This window comes from Pseudomonas sp. UBA3149, from assembly GCF_002364655.1.
Lineage (GTDB): Bacteria > Pseudomonadota > Gammaproteobacteria > Pseudomonadales > Pseudomonadaceae > Chryseomonas > Chryseomonas luteola.
Genome location: NZ_DEYV01000008.1, coordinates 1 through 7911 on the forward strand (window position 1 = coordinate 1; position 7911 = coordinate 7911).

At 52.0% G+C, this 7911-nt stretch carries 8 protein-coding genes and 1 pseudogene; 5 read left to right on the forward strand and 4 right to left on the reverse strand.

The genetic code is table 11. The features are described 5' to 3' along the window. Positions 1-128 precede the first annotated feature (128 nt). The 3 genes from B3729_RS05805 to B3729_RS05815 are packed head-to-tail and all read right to left on the reverse strand — an operon-like array spanning position 129 to position 1675. Positions 129-560 carry a carboxymuconolactone decarboxylase family protein gene (locus B3729_RS05805; RefSeq protein WP_286787372.1) on the reverse strand — a complete coding sequence of 144 codons (432 nt, stop codon included), beginning with the start codon at positions 558-560 and terminating at the stop codon, positions 129-131. 19 nt (positions 561-579) lie between these two features. Further along, positions 580-1221 carry an FMN-dependent NADH-azoreductase gene (locus B3729_RS05810; protein WP_286787373.1) on the reverse strand — a complete coding sequence of 214 codons (642 nt, stop codon included), beginning with the start codon at positions 1219-1221 and terminating at the stop codon, positions 580-582. Then, positions 1214-1675, reverse strand: coding sequence for a GNAT family N-acetyltransferase (locus B3729_RS05815; RefSeq protein WP_239383058.1), 462 nt, complete (start codon positions 1673-1675; stop codon positions 1214-1216). The genes B3729_RS05810 and B3729_RS05815 overlap by 8 nt, the downstream gene beginning before the upstream one ends. 82 nt (positions 1676-1757) lie before the next feature. Between B3729_RS05815 and B3729_RS05820 the strand changes: the two genes are divergently transcribed. Next, positions 1758-3161 carry a PLP-dependent aminotransferase family protein gene (locus tag B3729_RS05820; protein ID WP_239383059.1) on the forward strand — a complete coding sequence of 468 codons (1404 nt, stop codon included), beginning with the start codon at positions 1758-1760 and terminating at the stop codon, positions 3159-3161. Positions 3162-3448: 287 nt separating this feature from the next. On the opposite strand, the gene B3729_RS05825 is transcribed toward B3729_RS05820, so the two are convergent. Further along, positions 3449-4189 carry an SDR family NAD(P)-dependent oxidoreductase gene (locus B3729_RS05825; RefSeq protein ID WP_239383062.1) on the reverse strand — a complete coding sequence of 247 codons (741 nt, stop codon included), beginning with the start codon at positions 4187-4189 and terminating at the stop codon, positions 3449-3451. 99 nt (positions 4190-4288) lie between these two features. Between B3729_RS05825 and B3729_RS05830 the strand changes: the two genes are divergently transcribed. The 4 genes and pseudogenes from B3729_RS05830 to B3729_RS05845 all read left to right on the forward strand — a co-directional run. Next, positions 4289-5185 carry a LysR family transcriptional regulator gene (locus tag B3729_RS05830; protein WP_239383060.1) on the forward strand — a complete coding sequence of 299 codons (897 nt, stop codon included), beginning with the start codon at positions 4289-4291 and terminating at the stop codon, positions 5183-5185. Between the two features lie 282 nt (positions 5186-5467). Further along, positions 5468-6796, forward strand: coding sequence for a DUF4041 domain-containing protein (locus tag B3729_RS05835; protein WP_239383061.1), 1329 nt, complete (start codon positions 5468-5470; stop codon positions 6794-6796). A 78-nt stretch (positions 6797-6874) separates the two neighbouring features. Continuing rightward, positions 6875-7453: a hypothetical protein gene (locus tag B3729_RS05840; RefSeq protein WP_286787374.1), complete on the forward strand. Its 579-nt coding sequence runs from the start codon at positions 6875-6877 to the stop codon at positions 7451-7453. Positions 7454-7701: 248 nt separating this feature from the next. Next, positions 7702-7911, forward strand: a pseudogene (locus B3729_RS05845) (RNA-guided endonuclease TnpB family protein); the annotation flags it as partial.

Consider the following 7911-nt stretch of genomic DNA (forward strand, 5'->3'; position numbering starts at 1 on the left):
CATGCCACGTAGCTCAAAAGCACCAATCCCGGCAACCAGTATCGAGCCTGTCAGCGCCAGCAAACTACTGCCTTACCAAAGCCTACAGTGAACCTTTCACCAAACAGAATGCGCTAGAGGCCTTCCCTTTAAAGCTGCATGCCGACAGCCAGCCGGTTGAAGGCATTCATCAGGGAAATGGCAAAGGTCAGGTCCGAAATCTGCGCGTCACTAAAGTGCTCTTTCAGGGAGTGATACAGGACATCAGGTGCCCCCTGGCTGGAAACATGGGTCAGGGCCTCCACCCAGGCAAGGGCAGCCTTTTCCCTACTATCAAAGTGTTCGCTGATACGCCATCCAGCTAGGCAGTCCAGCTTGACCTGAGCCATGCCGCCCTCGCGTAACGCCTTGGCATGCACTCCCAGACAATAGGCACAGCCATTGATCTGGGAAACCCGTAAATAAACAAGTTCTACCAGTGAGGTACCAAGAGAACTTTCGGCCAGCGCCTTGTTTGTTGCCAGGAGCCCCTCATAAGCGGCGGCCGATAGCGTAGCGAAAGGTAGACGTATCTGAGACATTAGATTTTCCAGTAATAGATTATGAGTTGGAGCAATTGCTCGGCCCGCGTGTAGCCAGGTTCTGAAACAAGGGTTCCTGCGCCAGCTGATGACGGGCGAGGGCTACAGCCTCATATGCTCCCGCCTTGTCTAGGGCCAGTCCTTCGAGATAAATGAAATGCACGTCGAACAGGCCGATGGTATTCAGGACGTGTCGTAGATAGGGCGTCAGGAAGTCCGGCTGACGAGCCTGGGAGCATCGATGAAAACCACCAGAGCTAACGATCACGTAGACAGGCCGGTCCTCTAACAGGCCTACTTTTCCTTCCGGCCTGGCTTCAAAGGTGCGCCCGATACGCACCACATGATCAATCCAAAGCTTTAGCGAGGCAGGTACAGTAAAGTTATGCATGGGTGTGGCTATGAGTAGCAGCTCGCTGCCCTCAAGTTCTCGGATTAACGCTTCGGAGTACTGGAAAACTGAAGCGTCCCAGCCGGTATATTGTGTCAGGGCAGTCTCGTAATCACCGGTCAGAGGAAGGACATCCTTGAACAGGAGTCTGCAGGTCACGTTGATGTCCCTGTTGCCGCGTTGAATGGTTTCTATAAGCTCTCGAGCAAGACCATAACCCAGTGATTGGGTTGTGCGCGCGCTGGCACTGAGAAACAGGATGTCACGCATGGCCTGCTTCCAGGGCTAGCGGGAAGGATTGGACAAAGTGCAGTCCACGGGCCAGCAGTCCCTCGCGGAAGTAGAACCGTTGCGCCAGCGGCATGTGCAGACCTGTATCCAGTACCAGATAACTACACCCTTGCTCACGCAGCTCAGCACGCACAGTGTCAAGCAAAGCCGCCCCTACGCCGTGCTGACGCCTTGCCCTGTCAACGATCAGATCATCTACATAGATAAAGCGCCCGTAGAGCAAATTTTCCAGCTCACGAAAGCCGATCAGGCCTATAACGTGGTGGCCCTCAAAAGCGCCTAACAGGCGATAGCCCTGCTGTGCTTGCCGAGTGAGCTGGCTGACAAACTGATCCATGTCCTTCACATGTGGCCTGAGTTCACGCATCAGTTCGAATACGGCCTGCTGCTGCGTCTCATGCTCTAGAAACCTGAAAACGATAGGGTTGCTCATGGGTGCTCTCCAAGATCTGCAAGCACTGTAGGCGATAGATGACATACGCTATAGGGTCAAGAAAGAGATAATGAACTAGGACATGGAAATCATTACCCGGTCGTTTACCACAAGCCCAGCACTTCCTGTCTATCGGCAGCTCTATCAGCGCATTCGTGATGCGATTGTTAGCGGACAACTACGACCGGGCGATCGCGTGCCGTCGGTCCGCGCGCTTGCAGCGGAGCTGAATCTGGCCAAAGGCACGATCGAGACGGCGTATCAGATGCTGATTGGCGAGGGATATCTGCTTGCGCGAGGGCCCGCAGGCACGATTGTGGCGCATGATCTTAAGCCTGCCACGCTTCCTGTTGTTTCATCGATCGCAAAAGCCACTCCAGCAGGAATACATATTGGCCCCTTCCCATTGCCACTGCAGATGGGTTTGCCAGCGCTGGACGCCTTTCCGCGAAAGCTCTGGACCACACTGGCTGGGCGTATGTTACGCCAAAGCGGACTGGAGGGGCTGATCTATCCTGATCCGCAGGGGCATGCACCACTGCGGGTCGCCCTGGCGGGTTATCTTGGAATTTCCCGCGGGATCAGTTGCTCGCCAGAGCAGATTTTTATCTGTGCGGGCTATCGTGCCTGCCTTGAGCTGGTCAAGCACAGTCTCCTGCATACTGGAGACCTGGGATGGTTTGAGGAACCCGGCTATTTCATTGCACGTGACTGCTTGAAGGCGGCAGGCCTGCAATTGGTATCAGTACCGGTAGACGCGGCAGGGCTTGATGTTCAAGCCGGGATCCATCTGGCGCCAGAGGCACAGTTTGCCGTCGTAACGCCTAGTCATCAAAGCCCTCTTGGGGTGTCGCTCTCCTTGTCCCGTCGTCAGGCTTTGCTTGAATGGGCATCGCAGCAAAAGAGCTGGATCATCGAAGATGACTATGACAGTGAATATCGCTACCAGGGTCGGCCATTACCGGCGCTCAAGAGCCTCGATGTCCAGGGACGTGTGCTCTATATCGGTACCTTTAGCAAAGTTCTTGTGCCTGGTTTGCGACTAGCCTACCTGGTGGTACCTGAGGCCCAGACAAGCCGCTTTTCTCAGGTAGCCGACAGTCTCTATAACCATTGTCCGCATCTTCTACAGTCAACAGTTGCTACCTTTATTGATGAGGGCTATTTTGGCCGACACCTAAAGAAAATGCGCAGCCTTTACGCATACCGGCGTGCACTGTTGGTTGAAGCGCTCCTCAACGTGTTGGGTGATGTTATCCGACTCGATCCCCAGGCAGGTGGCATGCACATAGTGATACGGTTTGCCGATAACACCGATGACAAGCCGATCGCAGATCGGGCCCAGGAAGCTGGTCTGTCGGTTCAGGCCCTGTCCAGATGGTATGCCACGGCACAGACCTCATCGGGTTTACTGTTGGGCTTTACCAACATCGTGGATAAGGGCCAGGCAACAGATCTGGCCCGACGCTTATCAAGGTGCTTTTAGCGAGTTGTACTGCAAGACAGCAGCATCTGTAACCATAACGGAAACACAAAGTCACCGGTCAGATTGAACGAGCCGATGAGAATCTACGTCGGCGGTAGGATAATTATCGGCACAGCCGTTACTCGCACGCTGGGCTGTCATGCCTATAAAGGCCAACAAGGACGGCCATGGCAATATCAGCGAAAAGGATCAATTCGCTATGGGATAGCAGTGTCTGGTCCAAAGCCAATAGATTTATAACCGCACCCATCTGAGCCTGAGCTCAAGTACGCGTGAGCAGCCCTCGCTTATCTCATAAGTAAACCGCCATCCACAGCGTACTGGCTGCCGGTAACGTATGACGACTCACTGGATAACAGGAAGAGCGCAACCGCAGCAGCCTCCTCAGGCGTTCCTATACGAGCCAGTGGCACTTGCTTCAATACTCCCTCCTCAAATTTCTGTCTTGTGCTTTCATCCATAAAGCTTCGAAAACTTGTCTCTATGGGGCCAGGCATCAATACATTGACGCGAATGTTGCGCTCAGCCAAGGCGGCCGCCCAGCAACGAGACATGGAAATGAGTGCACCCTTGGTGGCCGCATAAAGGCTGGTCAGGGCTGATCCTTCATAAGCGGAGGATGAAGAAGTAACCAGTACCGCAGCAAATGGGTTAATAAGTGATGATAATGCGGCGAGCTGCAGTAAAGGCCCTCTTACATTGGCGGCCATCATCCTGTCGAAGGAATCAGCTGTTATAGCCTCCAGCGGTTCAACTTGTGCGTAACCTGCATTAAGCCATAGCCCATCGAGCCGCCCCCACTGTAAGACAGCCTCGACAAGCCTTGCGGGAGCGGATGCATCGGTAGCATCATTGAGTATCGCAAGCGATCCCACTGGTAGCCTTTTAGCCGCTTGAGCAACGTACTCCCTGTTGCGCCCCGTCAGAATCACCTGCCCTCCTTCCTCAATGATTCGCTGTGCACCTACCAGACCTATACCGCGGGTTCCGCCTGTAATCAGTACCTTTTTGCCTGCAAACCTTCCCATCTTTCTCTCCAGTATGTAGTGACCTGAAGAGCGTGACACGACTCGTTTGTATCGTTAATGCACTATAATCAACATGAGTTATTTAGAAACGGATGCATAATGCGAGGCAGTGAATACATCGAGCTCAGGGCGTTTGCTGCTGTGGTCGAGCAAGGAAGTTTTGCCCGAGCCGCTGCTCATCTGGGTATGTCTGCCTCATCTCTGAGCCAGACGATAAAGTCGCTCGAGACACGACTAGGCGCGCGTCTTCTCAATCGCACGACGCGCAGCGTTGCACCGAGCGAGACAGGTTCGCGATTAATCAAGCGTCTCCTACCAACACTGGCAGAACTGGACGCCATGGTGTTGGAGGTGAGCGCCGCTGGTAACGAGCCTGCCGGCAGGCTAAGACTCAACAGCACCCGTGTAGCTGCCATCCATTACCTCGCCCCGCTGATCGCTTCGTTTCTTGAAGCCTATCCCCGTGTACAGCTGGATATCGTTACCGATGAGCGACTCATCGATATTGTGGCGGAAGGCTATGATGCCGGTATTCGGCTAGGCGAAAGAGTTGAACAGGACATGGTTGCCGTAAAGCTGAGTGGTGATCTGGAAATGATGGTAGTAGCCTCACCTGCCTATCTAGAACGCTACGGCATCCCAGTCGAACCTCGGGATCTGAAGGATCATCGGTGTTTATCCTATCGCTGGCCAACCGATGGAAGCCTGTACCGCTGGGAGTTCGAGCAGGCAGGAAAAGCGCTGGAAGTATCCATAGAGGGTCCGCTGGTTGTAACCGAGCCTGAAATGCTTACTCGGATTGCCTTGGAGGGTGCTGGTATCGCCTACCTGTTTGGGCATCAGGTCAAGGAGCTCATAGCGGAAGGGAAACTGATCAGGCTAATGGAAGACTGGACGCCCCCATTCCCAGGCTTTTATGTCTACTACCCCAGCAGACATCATATGGCAGCTCCCCTCCGGGCTTTTTTGAATCATGTCGGTGCGTTTTCGCAATAGTGCCGCGACTCTTATATTCGTCTAATAATGCTCAGAGCGCTGCGTATGACCTAGGGAGTAAACGATAAGGTTACGGTGAGGCTTTTACAGACGAAGTTGTTATTTCTATAAGCACGCCTGCTTTAAAGGCAATGCCTAATAACCCCATTGCAACCAGTAGTCTTCATTATTTCCCATCTAGTCATATTAGTTAATGCCCTTCACAGGCTTGTCCTCTATAAAGTCTTCCCGCTTGGTGATCTGTGCTGAACTGGAATTTGACTGAGTAAAAAGGAAAAACATATGGCCTTTAGTGACTATTGGAAGGGACCAGCCCACCGGCAACGAGCTGATGAGCTGGACGTGCAGCTTAAGGAACTCAAGACGCGCTATGCACAACTACAAGCGCTTAATGAGAAGACCGGCGCTATGGATGCGCTTGAAATCCAGAAACTTATTGACCATGAGAAAAGAAGGCTCGCCGCTGTTCGCAAGGAGATTCAGCGCGCTGAGCAGGAAGTGGCCACCTTTGAGCAGCGCTCCTCTGATTTACAGGATCAAATCCTGGTATGGGAGGAAACATTACTACTTGAGAACTTTGCCCTTTATGAGCCTAAGTTCAAGCTAACCGCCAGCCATGAGTACAAAAGCCGATTGGATAATGTCCGCACCGGCCAGAAAGCCATGATCAAAAGTGGAGAGGCGGCCACTGGGAATATGAACTGGACGGTGAACGATAGTAAGTCTCAAGGACGCAAGCTTGTAAACGACATGATCAAGTTAGTAATTCGGTCATTTAATAACGAAGCCGATTACTGCGTTGATAACGTAAAGTTTGACAACGTCGAGTTGGGAGAAAAACGAATTCTCAAATCGTTCGAGGCATGCAATCGCCTTGGCAAAATTATGGACGTAGAGATATCACGCCGGTATCTGAGCCTGAAGCTTGATGAGCTGTACCTCGCCCACGAGTTTCAGCTTAAGAAGCAAGAAGAAAAGGAAGAGGCTAAGCGCGCCCGAGAAGAACTCAGGGAACAGCAGAAACTTGAGCAGGAAATTCGCGCTGCCCGGGAGAAGATCGCCAAAGAGCGTAAACACTTCCTGACCGCCGTTCGAGATCTCCATATTCGTTTGGATAAAGCAGAGACCGAAGAAGCGCGCACGGTCCTTTTGGCTAAGCTCGCTGAGGTTGAAACCGCCCGGGCTGAATTGGAGAGTGAGGAAAAGCTCATTGATTATCGAGAAAAGAATGCCAAAGCAGGCTATGTCTATGTGATCTCTAACGTAGGAGCATTTGGTGAAGGGATCTACAAAATCGGTATGACTCGCCGTTTGGAGCCAATGGACCGCGTCGACGAGCTAGGTGACGCATCAGTGCCGTTTTGGTTTGATGTGCATGCAATGGTTTTCTCCGACAACGCTCCCGCGCTGGAAGCAAAGTTACATGAACGCTTTGCCTCAGGACGTCTGAACAAGGTAAACGGGCGTAAGGAGTTTTTCCGTGCAGACATCGCCGAAATCGAGTCGGTGATCCGAGAAAATTACGATGCTGCTGTCGAGGTCATCCACGAAGCGCCAGCCGAGCAGTATCGCGAGAGCCTGCGTATGGCAAAGCCAACTCGATCCATATAACAAGCAGAGCGATCTATATCAAAACGCTAACTTGAACATAGTTCTTTAGCGTTGGGCGAGGATTTTGAGGTAGGACAAATGCGAGGACTGGGTAAAAGACTGAGGGCTGGAAGAATAGAGGTCGGCCAGAGCATTGGTATACAGGTCTTTGCTGCTGTTGGTGCGTTGATAGACTCTATTGCTCCGGCCTCGATTGCCGCAACGGACTGGGGAACTGTCTACGAGCGTTGGGTAGGCCAGGAACTGGAAAAGGAAGGTTGGGAAGTAGATTATCGAGGCCTAACCCTTGGGTTTCTTGATAGGGGTTTGGATCTGGTTGCTTTCAAGGATGGTAATACCCGTTACCTTCAATGCAAATACAAGCAATCATCAATGAGTAAACAGGACGTCCAACACATTCTTTATAAAGCCTCCCAGTTTCTTGATAAAGAGCTATTAGTTCGTGGCGACGTCTTTGAGCTCGTCATTCCTTCTATAGAAAAAGTGTTCCCAACCAAATCCAAAAAGAACAAGCAAGCCCTGCCTAATCAAGCAAGACGGATTTTTATGGGCGCAAATAAAAGCCAGAGCAGAATTCAAGTCTCCATCACCGAGATTCCAATGCCTTTGGGGCCTCTTTACGATCGTCCAGAGCCAGATTTACCCCCTATTGCTTAATCTGAAACCTGTGAAATGCTTAACTCTGTAGACCGCCTCTTTTACTGCCGCATAGGCAACCCATAAGGACCTAGTGTTCTACACCGCCTGATGCCTCATTCACTGCCGAACAGGCAGCTATCTTCACAAAAGGCAAGCATGGCTATTACCGAAAGGCGCGAAAGGCCCCGTACTTTTAGTGCGGGGATGGATAGCGCGGGCAGCGAAGCGGCCCTACAATCACCGTATCCATATCTATTGATGGTGTAATGTTACATACCAAGACTCTCAAAGTTCGAGTTCGAGACAAGCACGCTCCTTTGCTTCGGCAGATGGCGCGTAGCGTTAATTTTGTCTGGAACTACCTGAACGAACTTAGTCAGCGCTACATTCGTGAGCGCGGAGGGTTCTTGTCGGCGTATGACTTGCAGAAGTACACGAACGGATGCGCTAAAGAACTAGGGCTACATAGCCAGACC